We start from the raw sequence: 16,800 nt of genomic DNA on the forward strand, positions 1-16,800 counted from the left end.
CTGCAAAACTCCTTAATAAAGGGTAAAAGGCCTTTATGCATTTGAATGTGAAACAATTTATTATATTTAGATTTTGAACTAAATTATTACACTCATATAATCCAATATAAAAAGTATCATGTCTAAAGAATTTCAAAAATATTTCGAAACAAATAAGCAAACCTGGGATAATAAAGTGGGAGTACATGCAAAAAGCGATTTTTATGATTTGGATTCTTTTAAAAAGGGCGAGACTTCGCTTAAGAAGTATGAGTTAAAGGCTCTAGGTAATGTTTCGGGGAAATCAATATTACATTTACAATGTCATTTTGGTCAAGATACATTGAGTTGGAGTAGGATGGGAGCCAAATGTACTGGCGTTGATATTTCAGAGAATGCTATTACTTTGGCAAAAGAACTAAATTCTGAATTAGAATTAGATGCAAATTTTGTGTGCTGCAATGTGCTAGATACTTCATTATATATAAAAAATCAATTTGATATTGTGTTTACAAGTTATGGAGTGATAGGTTGGTTGCCAGATCTAATGCCATGGGCACAAATGATCGCAGAACGATTAAAACCGGGAGGAGTTTTTTATATTGTAGAGTTTCATCCTATAGTATGGATGTTTGATTATTTAGAGAAAACACCTGTAATTAAATATGGGTATAATCAAAAGGAAGTGATTTATGAAGAATATGAGGGAACATATGCAGATACAAATTCGAACATGATTAGTAAAGAATATGGGTGGAATCATGGATTAGGCGAAGTAATTTCTTCTCTTTCTAAAGCTGGACTTACAATAGAATCTCTTGAGGAACATGATGCTTCACCTTACGAAATATTTCCAGGATTGATTGAAAAAGAAAAAGGAATGTACGTAACTAAGGATAAATTATATCCGTTGTTATTTGCAATAAAGGCTACACTCTAAAATCTTTAATAGAGAGATATTTAACCAATAAGTCTTTTCAACCATTTAAGTTTCTTTCCACTATAAGGGGCATACTTTAGATCGAGTTCTACCCAAAACGGTTTTTGTAAAACGCTTTTATAGTGTGAAAATGTTTCAAAACCATATTTCCCGTGATAGTTACCAATTCCACTATCTCCAACACCACCAAATGGCAGGTTTTGTTCAGTAAAATACATAACAGCATCATTTACTGCTCCGCCTCCAAAAGAAATTTCATTCAAGACTTTCTTTTTGATTGAATTGTTTTTGGTAAATACATAACAGGAGAGTGGTTTAGAAAATCGTTTCACTTTTTCTATGGCCTCATCTATTGTGTCAAATGTTAATACGGGTAAAATAGGTCCAAAAATCTCTTCTTGCATTACTTTATCCGAAAATTCAACATCGGTAAGAACCGTAGGAGGAATTACTCTATCTTGTTCATTGCCTTTGCCACCAATAAATACTTTTTGGGGATCAATCATATCATTAAGTCGATCTAGGTTTTTGGTGTTAATGATTTGGGTATAATTTTGATTTTCTACTTTATAATCAGATTTCTCGATATGTTTTTTTATTGCTGCGAGAAGTTTATCATGTATAGAAGAAGAGACCAATACATAATCTGGTGCTATACAAGTTTGTCCCGCATTTAAGAATTTAGCCCAAACCAATCTTTTTGCGGTCATATCAACGTTTACATCTTTAGTAATGATTGCAGGGCTTTTTCCTCCTAATTCTAAGCAAACAGGAGTTAAGTGTTTTGCTGCAGCTTGATAGACGATTTTTCCAACTCCAACACTTCCAGTAAAGAATATTTTATCAAACTTAATGCTTAATAATTCTGTTGTTTCTTTTACACTACCTTCGATTACCTTAAAGATTTTTGGATCAAAATTTTGATTGATCAACTTTGCCATGATCTCCGCGGTATTTGATGGAATCTCACTTGGTTTAAGAACAACGGTGCATCCTGCAGCAATTGCAGCAATTGCAGGACAAATAGATAGCTGATAAGGATAATTCCAAGCTCCGATAACAAGAACACTGCCGTATGGTTCAGGTATGATATAGCTTTTTCCGGGTAGATTAACTATGCTAGTTGAAACCTTTTTCTTTTTAGCCCATTTTTTAACTTTTACGAGAGCAAGATCTATTTCGTGATAAATTATTGATAATTCGGTGACATAGGTTTCGAATTCAGATTTTTTAAAATCTTTATAAATGGCTTCATAAAGTAAGGCTTCATTTTTTTTTAAAGCATTCTTTAAACGTTTTAATTCTTGAATTCTAAACGAAATATCTTTAGTAGCATTCGAGTTAAAAAAACTACGTTGCTGATCTATAATTTTTTGATAATTCATAGCTTGACTTGTTCTGGGGTTTTAAAATCTACAGTCTCATGAATATTTTTTTGGTTGTGTTTTTCGACTTTTTTTTTCTCTTCCAATTCTCGTTGCATTTGCTTTACGGTCAGGGTACTCCCGTCATGACTCCATCCCGGAGGACCAAAAATATACATAAACTTATGATACCAGTTTTTTGATTTTTTAGTATCAAGCCAAATATCTCTATACTCATGAGTTAATATAACCCAAGGATTATAAGAATCAGGTGCATGTGTAACACCGTATTGTACTTTTATATCTTCATCTAATTCTTTCCAACTTCCAAAAATCTTATCAAAAATATTAAGAAATCCACCATGGTTTTTATCCATATATTCTATGTTTTTGGCATGGTGTACCTGGTGCATAGTATGTGTATTAAAAATCTTTTCGATAAATCCCATTTTTGGAATATACACTGAGTGTAACTGAAATTGCCAAAGAGCTTCTATACCTAGGCAAACAACTACCATTTCTGGAGGAAACCCAATTGCAGGTAACCACATATAAAATAAAGGTTTGTATAATATGGTAAACCACCCATTGCGTACTGCAGTACCCAAATTAAAATTATCAGAAGAGTGATGTACAATATGTGCAGCCCATAGTGCTCTAACCATATGATTTTGCCTGTGAAACCAGTAGTAGGTAAAATCATCTAGTAATTGGCATATTAGCCAAATGTACCATGCATAGCCAAAGGATTTCCAACCGAGTATATTGGTGCGAATCCCATCAATTTCTGGATTAAAAACATCATAAACGTAGTTGAAAATTACAATCGCAGAAATAGTTTTGATTAAAGGTGCTAACACGGCAGAACCTACGCCCATGAATAAACTGGCGCCAAGATCTTTCCATTCATAAAGATTTTTATGATCATGCGTTTTACTGTAGGTAAGTTCAAGCAAAATCAACCCAAGAAAGCAAGGTACTCCGTAGACTAAGGGGTTTGTGAAATCCATTCTTTTTTTGTTCTATTAGAATAAGGGCAGAATATAATAAGATTTTTTAGTAATTCTTTAACAATCGCGATGTAATTATTAAAAAATTGATTTTTTAACGATTGTCTATCGATTAAAAGGGATTTGTAATCCAAAACAGGTTTTATTTTGCAAAAAGTTGAGCCCTATCTTTAAAAGATTTAAACTCTAAAGCATTTCCACATGGATCGATAAAAAACATGGTAGCTTGTTCGCCTATTTCTCCTTTAAATCGTATGTAAGGTTCGATAATAAAATCTATGTTTTTTTCAGTAAGTGTATTAGCTAAATCATGCCATGTATCCCAATCTAATATGATACCGAAATGAGGTACAGGGACATTTTTTCCGTCAACTGCATTACTGTGATTACCTTTAAGATTCGTATTTGGCTTGTAATGAATTACTAATTGGTGTCCGAAAAAATCAAAGTCCACCCAATGGTCACTGCTTCGACCTTCTCTTAGTTCTAGAGTGGTATTATAAAAATCTCTTGCTTTTTTTAAATCATCAACGGGTATTGCAAGATGAAATGGAGATAAAGTAGTGTTCACAATAAATTTTGAGTTCAATTAGTTTAGTTTTTATTTTATTTCAAATATCAAGATGCATTTTCCTGTTATTATTTCTCTTTTCTTTTAGTGCATTCTATTTTCCAGGTGGGAAAAGAAATGGACTCATTAGTATTCACCCATTCTCCTAACCATTTAAATCCATTTTCTTTAATATCATAAAAATTAATTTTATAAAACCCATCCATCCCATTTGGTGCTTTTTGTTTACGATATAGAATGATTTTGCCTTCTTTTTTATTTCCTTCCCAGGCAGATAGCACCGTAGTTGGGGCAGATGATGAATAATAGTGTACATACCATTTGCTACTGTCTGCAATGAACTGTCTTATGCTCCCCGAGTGTTTACCATCTTCTTTAAGTGTTTCATCCTGCACGGCCATACCATTCATAATATACTTAAATTTCCAACTCATTTTATTGGGTGCAGCCCAAGTTTGATCTTTATTACGGGTAATAGATAGACAATCACAAATCCCTATAAGAGGTGCGAAATCTTGAATTTCTTTTGGTGCATTAGGATTGGGCAGTCCAAAAGGGTGTTCTTGAGAAGGTTCATATGAGTATTGCGCCACGGCTATTATTTGTGCCAAAAGGAATAAGGAAGTAACTAGCTGTTTCATATTATCAAAAAATTGTATGACTAGTAATTTACTTATTTTGAAAATGTAATAAATCTATCAGGAAGAAAATTAGTATTTAATTAACGCTTACGATCTCTACGTTTTCTAACCTTTGACCTAGGTGTTTCTCTTTTTGCTTGATTGTCACGATTGTTCTTTTTGGAAGAATGATTTCCTGAAGATCTCCTTCTTTCGGGTTGAGAATCCTTAATGATTGACGCTTCTTCGGTTTTGCTTGAGTCTCCTACATCGGTATTTATTTCCTTTAGCTCTGTATCGGTTAGATAGCGCCATTGTCCAGCAGGTACATCAAGAGATACATTCATAATCCTAATTCTTTTTAGAGTAACAACTTCGTATCCTAAAACCTCGCACATTCTACGAATTTGCCTATTAAGCCCTTGAGTAAGTATAATTCTAAAAGTGAACTTACTGATTTGTTCTACTTCACATTTTCGGGTTACAGTATCAAGTATTGGGATACCATTGCCCATTCGTTTTATAAATTGTGGATTTATAAGTTTGTTTACAGTTACTACGTATTCTTTTTCGTGATTATTTCTAGCTCTTAAAATCTTATTTACAATATCACCATCACTCGTTAAGAATATCAATCCTTCACTGGGCTTATCTAATCTTCCTATAGGGAAAATACGCTTAGGGTAGTTGATATAATCAATGATGTTATCTTTTTCATTTTGTGCAGTAGTGCATACGATACCAACAGGTTTATTAAAGGCAAGGTATACATGTTTTTCTTTAGGCTCTGTGATGAGTTCTCCATCAACACGAACCATATCATCGGTAGCTACTTTGGTTCCCATTTCAGGAATTTCTCCATTTATAGTTACACGACCTTGATCTATTAATTTATCAGCTTCTCTGCGAGAGCAATATCCTACTTCGCTAAGGTATTTATTAAGTCTGGTGAGTTTAGAATTTTCCACATGCAAAGGTGGCTATAAAAATTAATCTTTCAAAAAATCAATAATCATATCATCTACTTCATCAAAAAATAATGAATGCCCAAATTCTTCAGTAGTGTTAAATTGTACATTATTCCAGTTTTTACTAATACTTACCGCTTCAGAATATGGTGCTACTTCATCGTATTTGTCATGAATGAGTAAACCAGGTAATGTTAAGGATTTAGAAAACTCAGCGACAGAGAATTCTTCAAAATAAAAACCGTGTTTGTTCTTAAAGTATTCGTCTAAAGCAGTCATAAATTTTTTTGATAACCGTAAAATACCTTGGTATGTTTTCATAATTCGGGCAAGTTCTGCTGGAGGCGCCAAAACAATCAATTTATCAATTTCTTGATTTGGAAAACTATGCTGATGAAATATTAAGGTCATTCCACCAACCGAATGGCCTATTAAATGATTAGGACGATATAGCTCCACCATTTTCTGCAAACATTGTGTGTATAAAGGAACATTCAGGATTTTTCCAGAAGAATTGCCATGGGCTGGTGCATCAAACGCTACTATGTTATATCCTTGTTCTTGCAGTTTTTGAATTAATCCTTTCCAACGATGCGCATTACTCTCCCATCCATGTATCATTAATACTGTTTCTCCTAAACTAGGCCAAAGATAGGTTTGGATATAGGTGTCATTTACCATTACTATTTCGTCTTCGGCTTCTTCAAGAAAATACTCTTGATCTGGCTGTATTTTTCCTTTTTGAGGTGTGCAAAAAAGAATATAGGCTTTTCTTATAGCTCTTTTGGGAGAAAAGAAAAAGAGTAGTTGGAAATATTTTCCAATTAGTACGGGTAGATATTTTTTAAATCTCTCTCTCATTCACTTTCGCGATGTACAGCTTCTACAGTAAATGCTGGAAGACAGATGGCTAAATACTCGCATTCTGTATCAAAAGGATTAGAGTATTGTATTCTTGTGTTTTTTTCAATTTTTATAGATTGACCTGTTTCTAAAATAACTTTCTCTCCATCAATAATAAATTGCTTTTTACCTTTAATTATATAGGTGTATTCATCAAATTCTGGAGTTTGAAATGGTTCACTCCAATTAGGTGGAGCAATCATATGTGCAATACTAACTGCAGAGTTCCCATCTGTTGCTTTCCCAAAATGTTCTTCAATTAATTTACCATCTGTAGTTGGAACAACAAAGGGTGTTGTTTGAATTTTATACTTCTTACTCATGATTTTAATCTTAATTTTCGTTCCAACTAATCCAAAAATGTTTGATTTTGGCAGAGTCAGGGATATGAGAAGCTTCAATTTTTATATCTGTAGTATATTGAAAATCTCTAGGTAATTCTTTTTTATCAATGGTAAAATATGCCTGAATACTATCTACAAAAACAACAGCAGTACTTAATGTGTTATTAATTTTGGAAATGCTGTAAGCGTCCTTAACATCTTTAAAAATACTGTTAGAAGATAGCCCAGTAGCAGTTTTGTATCTAGGATCTAGAATTTGAATACTTCCTATTGTTGATGTGGGATCAGATTCTTTTCTGGCTTCAAGAACTAAAAGTTTCTCCCCGCCTTTTTCATAGATTTCTATTTCATTTGAAGCACTTAAAAATTGATCTCCGGAAACCCTTTTTGCAATAGAATCATTTGCGAAAATTGAATCTAATTGGTGTACTTTAACCTCATTAGTTAAGAGACCTACTCGATTGTTAGAGATTTCAAAAGGATCTTGTTCAACTTCCTTTTGACAACTAAAAAAGAGTATCGAAATTAAAAGTATTTGAAAAAAATTATTTGTCATGGCTAATAAATTGATAATTTGTGTCTGCTACTTAAACGTAAATTATTTTAATAACTTATTAAGTACCCCCAAAGCACCTCTAATAAATGTGGCGCTTGTTAATACTTTTATAACTGCTTTTTCTGTGGTGCTCGTTCTTCTGCTTCTTGATCGCGAACTAGAAGAGCTTCTTTTTAACTTTTCTCTTTCTTTTTTTGCTATCGCTTTAGCTTCTTCAGCCTCTGCTTTTTCAATTTTCTCTGTTAAGATCTCGTAAGCACTTTCTCTATCTATGTCCTCGTTGTATTTAGAACTTAGTTCTGACTTTTTAAGTAGTGATTTTAATTCATTAGGAGTAAGTATATCCATTCTGCTCATAGGTGCTCTTAACATCGTTGCTGCTAAAGGAGTAGGGCGACCTTTCTCGTCTAATGCAGATACTAAAGCTTCTCCAATTCCTAATGAGGTTAGCACTTCCTTGGTGTCGTAATATTCAGAAATTGGATAATTCTCGGCTGTTAATTTTATAGCTTTTCTATCTTTTGCAGTAAATGCTCGCAACGCATGCTGCACTTTTAAGCCTAATTGCCCAAGAACCCCATCTGGAACATCAGTAGGATTTTGTGTTACAAAATATAATCCAACGCCTTTAGATCGTATTAATTTTACAATACTTTCTATTTGATCCATCAAAGCATTAGAGGCCTGTTTAAAAATTAAATGAGCTTCATCTAAGAAAATAACTAGCTCGGGTCTTCCGCTATCTCCTTGTTCAGGAAAAGTTCCATAAATTTCGGCAAGAAGACTTAACATAAAGGTTGAAAACAATTTTGGACGATCTTGTACGTCTGTTAATCGTATAATATTTATTATTCCCAGTCCATTATCATCTACTCGACATAAGTCTTGAACATCAAATGATTTTTCACCAAAAAATAAATCAGCACCTTGCTGCTCTAGTTCAACGATTTTACGTAAAATAGAACCCGTTGATGCAGTAGAGATGCGTCCATAATCTCGTTCAAGTTCTTCTTTTCCTTCTCGAGTAGAGAACTGCAAAACTTTTTTTAAATCTTTTAGATCTAGTAGTGGTAGTTTATTATCATCACAATATTTAAATATTATAGCAATGATTCCTGCCTGTGTCTCGGTAACATCAAGAATTCTGGATAATAGAACAGGGCCAAATTCACTTACAGTAGCTTTAAGCCTAACACCATCTTGCTCTGATAAAGAAAGTAATTCTACCGGAAAATTTTTAGCTTCAAAGGGAATTCCGATTTTTTCATGACGCTCATCAATCTTGGGATGCCCAGGACTTGCAGCGGCAATACCACTTAAATCACCTTTTATGTCCATGAGTAATACAGGGATTCCTTTTTCACTTAAATTTTCGGCAAGTATTTGTAAAGTTTTAGTCTTACCTGTACCCGTGGCTCCCGCAATTAATCCATGTCGATTTAATGTTTTTAACGGTATTTTTACATGCGCATTTGTTATCGTTTCTCCATTATGCATAGCAGCTCCCATGGTTAGAAAATCTCCTTTGGTAGTATACCCTTTATTAATATGATCAAGAAATGCCTGATTATCGCTCATAATTGATATTATTTTTGATAAAAATATGAATCTTAACTTTTCTATTGAAATTATAAGTTACTTTTAATGTCAAGTAAATTTATCTTATTAGTTTTTATACACCATATCTATGAAAAAAATAGTGTCGATTATTTGCCTTTTTACAGTTTTTTTAAGTTGCAATGCGCAATCTGAAAATGCTAAAGATAATGCTATCTTTCATAAAACACATGAACCAAAAAAGGCTGGTGCTCCATTTTCTGATATCGTTCAAGTTGGCAATTTGTATTTTTTATCAGGCCAAGTTGGAATGGATCATAAAACAAGGACATTAGCAAAAGGTGGTATTGAAGCTGAGACAAAACAAACTTTAGAAAATATTAAGGCCGTTTTACAACATCATAAAATGGATATGAAAGATGTGGTAAAATGTACAGTGATTTTATCTGATATAAAAGATTTTGCAGCATTTAATAAAGTGTATAAAACGTACTTCCCTCAAAAACCTGCACGTACCACTTTTGCGGCAAAGGGTTTAGCTGTTGGAGCTAAGATAGAGATTGAATGCATAGCTGTAAAACCATAAAGGGCTAATCTTAAAGAATAATGCTAGTTAGACAAACTTGTGTTTTGCATTAGAATTGTCTTAAAAACGAGGTTTTAAATACTGAATTCATAATGTATTATTAATTACCTTTGTCGCCTTATGCAAGAGAGAATTCAAGAATTAGTTAATGAGGGTAAAATGCTTCCACTAATGGAAGAGTTTTATACGATCCAAGGAGAAGGTTATTATAAAGGAACTGCCGCATATTTTGTGAGAATAGGAGGGTGCGATGTAGGATGCCACTGGTGTGATGTTAAAGAGAGTTGGAATGCAGATTTACATCCGCCAACAGATACAGATCTTATAGTAAAGAAAGCCTTACAGTATAGTAAGGTTATAGTGGTTACTGGGGGAGAGCCTTTAACTTGGGATATGTCCTATTTAACACAAGGGTTAAAAGATAGAGGAGCCAAAACGCATATAGAAACTTCTGGGGCCTACCCATTAACGGGATTATGGGATTGGGTTTGTCTTTCTCCAAAAAAAATAAAACTCCCACAAGAAGAGATTTATGATAAGGCAGATGAGCTAAAATGTATTGTATATAATAAAAGTGATTTCGAATTTGCTGAAGAGCAGGCAGCAAAAGTCTCTGATAATTGCATTTTATATTTACAACCCGAATGGAGTGTTCGCGAAAAGATAGTTCCTTTAATTGTAGATTATGTAATGCAAAATCCAAAATGGAAAGTTTCTTTGCAAACACATAAGTATTTGAATATCCCTTAAAAAATCAATTACAATTTAACGAAATATACGGTTTGAGAGCTGGTTTAAAGATGAAATTACCATTCGTCGAAGGTAAATGGCATTTAAATCGATCCCCAGGATCAATAATCGATTTTTTAACTGGACAAGGTAGATATCCTATAAATTTGTAGATATAAATTAAAAACTAAAAGCTATGAATTCTATTACTACAATATTCGGATTAAAATTTAATGTTATTATCAGTTTTTTAAAAGATTTACCAGGAGCTTCAAGGTATGCTATGAATCACTAATAATAATGCTATAAAATGAAAAGACTAAATTATAACATAATTGATGTTTTGCCCCCAGAATAAGAGATTGTTGAGTACGAACAATCTCTTATTTAGTTATATTGGCTTTTAGAAATTACTTTCCCAGCCCAAGAAGGGCTATTTTACCATAAAAAACTTAGATTGATTACGGTATGTAAAATTTCTTTTCATACACATAAGTATTTAAAGATCTCTTAAATACTATTGAGATATAAAGAAATATCTAGTTTAGATATGTAATTTAAAGATAAAGTTACCATTCATCGAAGGTAAATAGCATTTAAATCGATCCCAGGGATCAATAATCGATTTTTTTACTAAACAAGATAGATATCCTCTAAATTTGTAGATATAAATTAAAAACTAAAAGTTATGAAATCTATTACTACAATATTCGGATTAAAATTTAATATTATTATCAGTTTTTTAAAGGATTTACCTGGAGCTTCAAGGTATGCTATGAATCACTAAATAATATGATAAAATGAAAAGACCTAATTATTACAAAATAATTGATGTTTTGCCCCCTCGAATAAGAGATTGTTATACATGAACAATCTCTTATTTAGTTATATAGGCTTTTAGAAATTACTTTCCCAGTCCAAAAGGACTATATTTTCCCATAAAAACTTAGATTAATTACGGTATTCGAATTTTTTAAATAAAATTACAAGTATATGATAGGCGGTAAACTGTGGTTAAACCATACTTCTAGGGAGATTTCTCCTGAATATAAATTATTATAAGAAAGAAAAAACTCATTTTATGTAAATTTTTTAACACAAAAATTGCGTTTTAACGATTTTTTTAAGTTTTGTAACGATTATTTAATTATTGACTTAACATTTACTTGACATAAGATAGTGTGGTGGTTAAATTTACATAAGTAATTTTAAATCAATATGCTATGAAGCAATTTTACACTTATTTTGGATTAAATTTTAAAACGTTTATAAGTTTTGTAAATGATTTACCTAGCGCATCGCGTTATGCTATGCGTAAATAATAAATATTAGCACCAAGAGAACATAAGTGATTTTAAATTTTATTGGTGTAAATCATTGTAATACAATGGTAAAAAGAGATTGTTGCAAAACAATCTCTTTTTATTTGTAAGAAAAAACTTCAATAGCATGTAGGTTATTTATCATAAATATGTTTTTGTTCGATCTAATTTGTGGTTTGTCAAAAAAACAAAATTTATTATGCGTAGCACTTCATTTTTTCGATTTCTTTGACTAAATTTAATACCAATTAATTTTTAATTGAATCACACATGAATAGGTTTTTTATAACTATAGGGCTTGGTATTAAATCTTTTATTGGATTTATCAAGGATCTTCCAGGAGCATCAGGAAATGCAATGCGTAAGTAATATTGTGCATATGGCATAATGCAGCCAGGAAATTTAAAATATTTATTTTACAAAAAAAGAGACTGTCCCCAAATGGTGTAGTCTCTTTTTTTGTAGACTGAATAAAAAAATAATGATAAATAAGGTACTTAATAGGGTGCAATTTATTGCAGTTGAGGTATGTTCACTTTTGGGGAAAAGGATCGCAACTTTTTTATTATGGCGGGTAGATATTTTAGGGGAAAATCCCCCTAAAAATGCATTAATTAGAGTAGGATATTTCTTCAAGAATTAACAAGTGTATATGTGATTTGTGTATTTTGTCGTATTCGAAATATGCTTTAGCTAAAATAGGGTATTAAAAATGTTAATTTTTTTACCCACGGATACCAAGACAGTATCTTTGTTCAAAGAATTATAAATCAAATAATTATGAAACTATTATACGGTATTTTGGTAATTGATATTAAGGCTTTAAAGTCATTTTTGAAGGATTTACCATCGGCTTGCAGTAATGCAATTCATAGATAACATGTTTTTTGTATTCTATATAAAAAGCAAAAGATAGTATGTGTACCAAATGTGAAATAATTGTGAAATTTTTGGGGAAATCACCCCATTCTCCTAGTAAAAAACAACAACAATTTACGGGGAAATTTCACACTGAATTAAATTTTGTGTTTGTTATCGATAAAATCTCTTGTTATATCTAAAATCGTTTAAAATAATTGACATCACATTATTTGAATGTTATATTTGTTTAATATTAATTTAATATAAAGATATGGGGCTATTTTACACTAAATTCAGATTAACTTTTAGAATTGTAATGGAATTTCTAGGAGAACTACCAGGAGCATCAAGTAATGCAATTCATAGGTAGATAAATGACAGTATAATTATCCTTTTTTTGTGCATATAAGGATAATCAAAATCATCAATTTAGGGCATTAAAAAAACAGCTTGAATTTTCCAAGCTGTTTTTTTATGCGGTACTTTCGGTAAGTTCTACATGTAAAAAGGAACTTCTACTCTCGTAGTATCCCATCCCATAACCATATGATATCCTTTATCTACTTTTTTGAAAGCAATAGAGAAAACTTCTAAAGCATCTCCTGATGAAATGGGTACCGTTACACGAGCAACATCTTTTCCTTTGTCATAAGAATAAGCTCCCCAGCTATCAAGATCACTACTTAAGATAATAGTCCATTCTTTTGCACCAGGAATAGTGTATAGAGAATATGTGCCAGCCTTTACTGTTTTATCTCCCATTTTTACATCTTTAAATAGCTTAATTTCGGTAGCTTCGTCTGCTCCAGTTCTCCACACCTTGTCATATTTAACAATGTTTCCAAAAATTTCACGACCTTTTTTCTGAGGTCTACTGTATACCACTTTGATTTCTGGTTTAGCATTTCTATCAACTTTCGCATAAGAAATGTCTGTTGGGCTTTTTTGTAATCCAGCAAATTTTTGAGCATTAACAGTTGATAACGCACCAAATAACATAATTGCAATTAATAAGAGTGATTTTTTCATAATACTTTTTTAAATTTCGAATATACTGTCGTAAAGATATACGCCAACTCGTAAGCTAAATGTTAATCGTTTCTATAAATTGTGTTAAATCTTCAGAATAACAATTTGATAGTTTATCTATAGTTCTTTAATTAAATAGTTTCAGTTCATAATAATGAATGATTTTATTGTTATAATGTGTAATGTATAATGTGTTTTTGGTTTTTATTCTGTAATCATATATGCATATTTGAATTCTCAATTAATAGAAAAAGAAGAATATGTGTGGAATTGTTTGTGCTTTTGATTTAAAGCAAGATGCAGAGGTGTTAAGGCCTCAATTATTAGAAATGTCAAAAAAAATTCGTCATAGAGGTCCGGATTGGAATGGTATATATGCAGATGAAAAAGCAATATTGGCTCATGAGCGATTAGCTATTGTGGATCCGGTTTCTGGAAAACAACCATTATTTAGTGCAGATAAAAAACTGGTATTGGCCGCTAATGGTGAAATTTATAATCATAGAGAAATTCGTAAACAATTTGAGGGTAAATATGATTTTCAAACAGACTCGGATTGTGAGGTAATATTGGCATTGTATCAAGAGAAAGGGGCTGATTTTATTGATGAATTAAACGGGATTTTCGCCTTTGCGCTCTATGATGTTGAAAATGATCTGTATTTAATCGCAAGAGATCATATGGGGGTTATACCTTTATATATGGGTTGGGATCAAAATGGAACTTTTTATGTGGGCTCAGAGCTAAAATCTCTTGAAGGTGTATGTACAAAAATTGAATTGTTTGCTCCAGGTCATTATCTTTTTAGTAAAGATGATACAATTAAAAAATGGTACGTTCGCGATTGGTCAGATTATGAAGCGGTTAAAGAAAATCAAACAAGTATTGATGAACTTAGAGATGCCCTAGAAGCGGCTGTGCATAGGCAATTAATGTCTGATGTACCGTATGGTGTACTATTGTCTGGAGGATTGGATTCTTCGGTTACTTCGGCTATTGCTAAAAAATATGCAGAGAAGCGTATAGAATCCGGAGACACTAAGGGAGCTTGGTGGCCGCAATTGCATTCTTTTTCTGTTGGACTAGAAGGATCTCCTGATTTGGCCGCAGCACAAAAAGTCGCGGATCATATTGGGACAGTTCATCATGAGATTAAGTTTACTATCCAAGAAGGTTTGGATGCTATCAAAGATGTAATTTATAACCTTGAAACGTATGATATAACTACCATAAGAGCTTCGACACCTATGTATTTAATGGCACGAGTGATAAAATCTATGGGAGTTAAGATGGTGTTATCAGGAGAAGGTGCTGATGAGATTTTTGGAGGGTATTTGTATTTTCATAAAGCTCCGAATGCTCAAGAGTTTCATGAAGAAACTGTACGTAAACTAGATAAATTACATATGTATGACTGTTTAAGAGCTAATAAATCTTTGGCAGCATGGGGAATTGAAGGTAGAGTGCCGTTTTTGGATAAAGAATTTATGGATGTTGCAATGCGAATTAATCCAAAGGATAAAATGATCAATGGAGAACGAATGGAAAAATGGGTAATCCGTAAAGCTTTTGAATCATATTTACCAGAAAGTGTTGCCTGGAGGCAAAAAGAACAATTCTCTGATGGAGTAGGGTATAGCTGGATAGATACACTTAAAGAAATGGTAGAAAAAGAAGTGTCTGATGAACAAATGGCAAACGCCCACTTTAGGTTCCCTATTCAGACCCCTCAAAATAAAGAAGAATTCTATTATCGTTCGATATTTGAAGGTCATTTCCCAAGTGATGCAGCTGCATTAAGTGTTCCTCAAGAACCATCTGTGGCATGTAGTACAAAAATAGCTTTAGAATGGGACGAAGCGTTTAAAAACATGAATGATCCAAGCGGAAGAGCAGTGGCCAACGTACATGAAGAGGCATATGATGCCTTAGTAACAATATAATTAAAGAGATCAGTTTATTATTAGCTGAGAGTTGAGTTTAATTGAGATTGTAAAACCCTGAATGAAATTTATTCAGGGTTTTATTATATAATAAAAAAGTCATAGCATACACTATGACTTTTTAGTAATTTTAAAGAATTATTTTGTTTAATTACCACATTGGCCCTGATTAGACCATCTAAAATTACTTTGTAATTCATATAAGTAACCTCTATATGTAACTTTATCTCCTGGAGAATAACTATTGTTTCGACTATAAGGATTTACTCCGTCACAAATATCTCCTTGTGGTGTTGCATCACACTCAAGAATTCTATTCCATCTGGTAAAATCTCTTTCGTATAAGAAGCCTCTGTAAGTAACCTTATCTCCTACATTATATTGTTGACCTCTAACCCATTCATCTACACCTTCACAGGTGTCATTGGTTCCTCCGTCACCATCACCTCCGCCATCACCATCACCAGCCTGATAAACTTGGTTTGTTCCTGCAATATCGCCAGCAGATAATTCTGGTCTTCTTCTAGGGTGTGTTGAACCATCAAGAAGTGTAATTGTGGGCTGTCTGTTTTTGCTAAAAGTAAAAGCTCCATACATCATTGTAGATTTGATGTCAAAATCACCAATAAGTCGAGCATTATTATTTTTTCTGAATTGACTTTCTGCGCCGTTTTGAATATTTTCGAACAAAATCCTTACATGATTATCTCTGTCAGAACGAGTTTGTTCATGAATATACCCTAAAGTATGGCCAATTTCATGAATCATAACTACTTCACTAGTTCTAACTCCCATGTTAATTCTACCTCTTGTTCCAATAACTCCTAAATTTGCTGAAGCACAATTACAGTTGTCACCATTGTTTACGATGGTTACATAGTAGTTTTCGTTAGTACGTTCTTTAAACCTAATATTGGTTTTAGAGCTCCATTCTTGCATAGAGTTTCTAGTTACTTGAATTTGATTATTACTCAAACTTCCGTCAAGAACGTAGATTATAGTATTGTTTGGCCACTTTGTAATTCCGTTGGCTAATCCTAATTTCGTAATATCTTCTCCCGGAATAGGGTCTTTATCAAATTCACTAGGAGAATCACTTAATTGTTCGTCTGATAAAAGCATATCGCCATCTGCGTAGATGCCATTTCCTAAATTTTCTACTTTAATAAGTTCTCCTAAAAAGTATTTTTCTACAAGTTCAATTCCAGTACTTTCAGGAATCTCTTCAAAGTCTTCAGTAGCACATGAAGTCATAAAAAGCCCTAAGCTTAACGCAGCCACCTTTGTGAGGTTAATTAGATTTTTTGTGTTCATTTTTTTAAATTAAAAGTTTGAGTTTGTTTTTGATGTGAGTTAACACATCACCGACGTCAAAAGTATTTTAAATAGTAGTTATTTATTGTGAAGAATGATAATTCGTAAGGAATTGGTTATTAACCGTAGATTAAATACGTGTTTTCAGATAAACCATTGCGCTTTTTTATGAAAAAAGATAGGTTTTATAGAAGTAATTTTCCG

Annotated in this window: 15 protein-coding genes; 4 read left to right on the forward strand and 11 right to left on the reverse strand. The window is 32.5% G+C overall.

What is annotated here, in order from left to right; all coding sequences use genetic code 11:
* Positions 1-118: 118 nt before the first annotated feature.
* Positions 119-919, forward strand: coding sequence for a bifunctional 2-polyprenyl-6-hydroxyphenol methylase/3-demethylubiquinol 3-O-methyltransferase UbiG (locus tag DK508_RS06190; protein WP_109299871.1), 801 nt, complete (start codon positions 119-121; stop codon positions 917-919).
* A 20-nt stretch (positions 920-939) separates the two neighbouring features.
* On the opposite strand, the gene DK508_RS06195 is transcribed toward DK508_RS06190, so the two are convergent.
* The 9 genes from DK508_RS06195 to DK508_RS06235 form a co-directional block, all read right to left on the reverse strand.
* A complete protein-coding gene (locus DK508_RS06195) occupies positions 940-2,304 on the reverse strand; it encodes an aldehyde dehydrogenase family protein (protein WP_109299872.1) in 1,365 nt (454 codons plus the stop codon).
* The gene (locus DK508_RS06200; RefSeq protein ID WP_109299873.1) at positions 2,301-3,293 is read right to left on the reverse strand and encodes a sterol desaturase family protein; all 993 of its coding nucleotides are present in this window, start codon (positions 3,291-3,293) and stop codon (positions 2,301-2,303) included. Before DK508_RS06200 ends, DK508_RS06195 begins: the two co-directional genes overlap by 4 nt.
* A gap of 142 nt (positions 3,294-3,435) precedes the next feature.
* On the reverse strand, positions 3,436-3,882 hold the full coding sequence (locus DK508_RS06205; protein WP_235016301.1) for a VOC family protein: 447 nt from the start codon (positions 3,880-3,882) through the stop codon (positions 3,436-3,438).
* A 50-nt stretch (positions 3,883-3,932) separates the two neighbouring features.
* A complete protein-coding gene (locus DK508_RS06210; RefSeq protein ID WP_109299874.1) occupies positions 3,933-4,505 on the reverse strand; it encodes a hypothetical protein in 573 nt (190 codons plus the stop codon).
* Positions 4,506-4,585: 80 nt separating this feature from the next.
* Positions 4,586-5,452, reverse strand: a complete 867-nt coding sequence (gene rluF / locus DK508_RS06215) for a 23S rRNA pseudouridine(2604) synthase RluF (protein ID WP_109299875.1) — start codon at positions 5,450-5,452, stop codon at positions 4,586-4,588.
* A gap of 21 nt (positions 5,453-5,473) precedes the next feature.
* Complete coding sequence (locus DK508_RS06220) at positions 5,474-6,313, reverse strand: alpha/beta hydrolase (RefSeq protein ID WP_109299876.1); 840 nt, start codon at positions 6,311-6,313, stop codon at positions 5,474-5,476.
* Positions 6,310-6,678, reverse strand: a complete 369-nt coding sequence (locus DK508_RS06225; protein WP_109299877.1) for a cupin domain-containing protein — start codon at positions 6,676-6,678, stop codon at positions 6,310-6,312. Before DK508_RS06225 ends, DK508_RS06220 begins: the two co-directional genes overlap by 4 nt.
* Positions 6,679-6,688: 10 nt before the next feature.
* A complete protein-coding gene (locus DK508_RS06230; protein ID WP_109299878.1) occupies positions 6,689-7,255 on the reverse strand; it encodes a hypothetical protein in 567 nt (188 codons plus the stop codon).
* A gap of 42 nt (positions 7,256-7,297) precedes the next feature.
* A complete protein-coding gene (locus DK508_RS06235; protein ID WP_109299879.1) occupies positions 7,298-8,833 on the reverse strand; it encodes a helicase HerA-like domain-containing protein in 1,536 nt (511 codons plus the stop codon).
* 109 nt (positions 8,834-8,942) lie between these two features.
* Here DK508_RS06235 and DK508_RS06240 point away from each other — a divergent pair, with 109 nt between their 5' ends.
* Both DK508_RS06240 and DK508_RS06245 read left to right on the forward strand, forming a co-directional pair.
* Entirely contained in the window at positions 8,943-9,398 is a 456-nt protein-coding gene (locus DK508_RS06240) for a RidA family protein (RefSeq protein WP_109299880.1), read from the forward strand.
* A gap of 120 nt (positions 9,399-9,518) precedes the next feature.
* A complete protein-coding gene (locus tag DK508_RS06245; RefSeq protein WP_109299881.1) occupies positions 9,519-10,148 on the forward strand; it encodes a 7-carboxy-7-deazaguanine synthase QueE in 630 nt (209 codons plus the stop codon).
* A 2,657-nt stretch (positions 10,149-12,805) separates the two neighbouring features.
* On the opposite strand, the gene DK508_RS06250 is transcribed toward DK508_RS06245, so the two are convergent.
* On the reverse strand, positions 12,806-13,339 hold the full coding sequence (locus DK508_RS06250) for a DUF2911 domain-containing protein (protein WP_109299882.1): 534 nt from the start codon (positions 13,337-13,339) through the stop codon (positions 12,806-12,808).
* A gap of 260 nt (positions 13,340-13,599) precedes the next feature.
* On the opposite strand from DK508_RS06250, the gene asnB reads away from it, so the two are divergent.
* Positions 13,600-15,282: an asparagine synthase B gene (gene asnB, locus DK508_RS06255; RefSeq protein ID WP_109299883.1), complete on the forward strand. Its 1,683-nt coding sequence runs from the start codon at positions 13,600-13,602 to the stop codon at positions 15,280-15,282.
* 147 nt (positions 15,283-15,429) lie between these two features.
* Here the strand turns inward: asnB and DK508_RS06260 are convergent, their stop codons facing one another.
* Positions 15,430-16,596, reverse strand: coding sequence for a M12 family metallopeptidase (locus DK508_RS06260; protein WP_109299884.1), 1,167 nt, complete (start codon positions 16,594-16,596; stop codon positions 15,430-15,432).
* Positions 16,597-16,800 lie beyond the last annotated feature (204 nt).

Origin of the sequence: Aquimarina sp. AU474 (genome assembly GCF_900312815.1) — a bacterium.
Taxonomy (GTDB): Bacteria; Bacteroidota; Bacteroidia; order Flavobacteriales; family Flavobacteriaceae; genus Aquimarina.